4 protein-coding genes are annotated in these 2,694 nt (G+C 38.2%); all 4 read right to left on the bottom strand.

The window, feature by feature from the left end; genetic code table 11:
- Positions 1 to 668: 668 nt before the first annotated feature.
- The gene (locus ACQRD1_RS14470) at positions 669 to 1,223 is read right to left on the bottom strand and encodes a hypothetical protein (RefSeq protein ID WP_235234206.1); all 555 of its coding nucleotides are present in this window, start codon (positions 1,221 to 1,223) and stop codon (positions 669 to 671) included.
- A 64-nt stretch (positions 1,224 to 1,287) separates the two neighbouring features.
- On the bottom strand, positions 1,288 to 1,761 hold the full coding sequence (locus ACQRD1_RS14465) for a hypothetical protein (protein ID WP_235234204.1): 474 nt from the start codon (positions 1,759 to 1,761) through the stop codon (positions 1,288 to 1,290).
- Positions 1,758 to 2,030 carry a hypothetical protein gene (locus ACQRD1_RS14460; protein WP_235234202.1) on the bottom strand — a complete coding sequence of 91 codons (273 nt, stop codon included), beginning with the start codon at positions 2,028 to 2,030 and terminating at the stop codon, positions 1,758 to 1,760. Before ACQRD1_RS14460 ends, ACQRD1_RS14465 begins: the two co-directional genes overlap by 4 nt.
- A 279-nt stretch (positions 2,031 to 2,309) precedes the next feature.
- A partial coding sequence (locus ACQRD1_RS14455) for a hypothetical protein (protein ID WP_427787927.1) occupies positions 2,310 to 2,694 on the bottom strand: 385 nt, incomplete at its 5' end.

Below are 2,694 nucleotides of genomic sequence, written 5' to 3'. Positions count from 1 at the left end.
TTGCAGAGGAATCCTATGAATAGATTGTAGCATATTGCTTTAAGAAATACTATATCTATTACAATCCCAGGATCTATGGAAAACTCATTTTAGCATTAGGCCCAATCCTAATCAACGCGGACAGTCCACTAGTTATTTCATCTATGACGAAACCGGCACTCCCATATATATTGCCAAATTTTTTGATTTTTTCAAGAACATCTCTATTCCTCCCAGTATCGATGTTCATTCTTGTCAACACCCCAAAGATGTCATTACTCGCTGATGCAGATGACTTTATGGGCGATATCGGCAGTGTCTCAGACATGTTTTATTATCAGAAACGTTCTTTTACACGATATGTACAAGTTTGTTTGGAAGAGGATATTGGATTCCCCAGAATATTCGCAGTAAAGGAGAATCTTTTAATTCACTCACACTTTTATGGTCTATTAATAGAGGAGGCGATAAACGGAATCACGCTTGAAGACTATTTGAAATCTTCCATTTCCAATGACGATAGAACCACTTTTGCGATAGATTTCTTATTCAAAATGTCAGTAAATGATATTGAGCGTTTACGATGAATCCATTGCCATCCTCAAGAAATACTTTGAGATATTGAAAAAAACTGACCGGTCACAGGGTATCTCCTGCGACCGGCCAGTTGTTAAGCCAACAGTACAAAATTACTGATTGCGCACGTCAATATTGAATGTAATAAATCCTTCATAAGTTCCGGCAGCAATTCCGTCATAGTTATCTGCTTTAATTACTCTGCCAATTGAAGCAGTTCCATCTGTCACTTTTTCATTTCCATAGAAACTTACTAACAGATCGCCAATCTTATAAGCATCGGACGGTCTGGTGCTGTATTTACTTCCATAAACACCATATGTAGCTTCATCTGTTCCGCTGCTCAGAGCGAATTTTCCTGTTGTAGTTCCATATCCTGCATCTGCAATGCTCACACTGACTTTTTTCCCATCCGGAATGGCATTCAAGCTATCCTCATTCATAGTAAATGTAAGCTGTGCAGGATCAGCAGAAGTAATATTTACTGTTGATGGAATACCAACCGTAAAAGTTGGTGCAGGATTTTCCTTTACAAGGGAAACCGTTGTCTGCCCATTTGCGTTATTTCCTTCTTCTACAGATACATCTGCTGCTGCAACATTCAGTGCATTTCCCATAATCGTGGCACAGATAAGTCCAATTGCTGCAAATTTCTTTAAATTCCTCATTTTTGAATCCTCCTTCAGTTCATTTCATTTTTATTTTCTATATATAAACCCTTTTTGGGGAATATTAAGATACAATTAAATTCGTAGAAACAATGGCATTATTCAGCGGATTCTGTTCCTCAATCGAATAAGTATCAATGCGGATATCCAGCTTATACGTTCCACTTATCATCTTTTGGTTCAGTTTTACTTCTTCCAACGCACGTCCCGGTTCTATCAGGTCAGATTGATAGATTTCCTCACCCGTCTCATTCAATATAAAAGTATATGTAAAGTAACATTCATTCTCTTTTGGGTTAACCAGAACCATGTCTATCGAATCAGCCCCGTCATCCATATAAATATCACTGTAATAAGGAATCTGTATATCAGCACTTTCATCCACACTTTCCAGATTCTGATTCCATTTCACAGTATTTTTTTCCATTTTCAGACCACCGGACAATGTATTTTTCCTTGCCAGGAAAAAACCTCCGGCAGCAATCAAAATTACAATTGCAATGATTGTTCCGATAAGCCAAATCTTGTTCTTCTTCAAACTTCTTCCTCCGATTTTATTTTTTTCACCTTTCTTCCGCATACAACAGCCGCTGTCAACAGGGGAACCAGATATACTGCCGTGTGATTCTCATCTCTAGTCTTGATGGAGCCAATCCTCTGCCCCTTCTCTTTGACCGAATTATCCTGTTGTTCCGCCTTATGTAAAATCACTTTTGTCGTCCCCGCCTGTACCTGCAGTATCTGAAAATTTACACAGCAAACCATCAATAATGAGATGCATATATATCTAAGGATTTTTTTATTCACAATTTTTCTTCCTTTCCACTGCTGCGTTTCAATATGATATTTATTTAATCACTCATTTGTAAAATCCACTATCCTGAAACTGTTAAATTATCGCTAAGCCCCCGACAAATAGTATATTTACCTTCGATTTATATTTATAGAATTCCTCTGCGCTTCTAATGCTGATATTTCGCCTGAATCGGCCTGATTCGTGTTACAGTCACCAGATGCCGCAAAGCACTGACACCCTGCAACATCCGGTCATAGATATGATTGATATTAATTATAAGAAATTACTTTTTACATCTTTTCCAAAAACTCATCCAAGGATTCGGATCTTGCGGCTAATCTGTGCCACTTCTTCAACGTTTCCAGATCTTTTTCACTCGTAATCCTGTTCCGAAGTTCATCCGGGATCTCGCCTAGATTGCTCATTAGTTCTAATAACATTTCTAAAACAGCTTCTGCTTTTCCTTCTGCTTTTCCTTCTGCCTTTCCCTCTGCGCGTTCATCCCTCAACATCTCTTCAAAGATCATAAAACGCTCCTCCATTTCACGATTGGATTTGATTCTGCGTATTGTATTCTGAAGCTTTTCTACAAAATCATCCTCAAAATCTGTTTCACTTTCGCTCAGGTCAGCTTTCACAAAATTCAGGAAACTTACAAGTTCTCCTGGCACTTCT

The organism is Bariatricus sp. SGI.019 (assembly GCF_050315235.1).
GTDB lineage: Bacteria > Bacillota > Clostridia > Lachnospirales > Lachnospiraceae > JAFBIX01.
Note: the sequence above shows the minus strand (reverse complement) of the source record. Positions and strands in the feature narration are given on the sequence as shown.

Coding starts and splice junctions, on each gene's coding strand:
- ACQRD1_RS14470 (WP_235234206.1), bottom strand. CDS start 1,223: ATGAGGAATTTAAAGAAATTTGCAGCAATTGGACTTATCTGTGCCACG.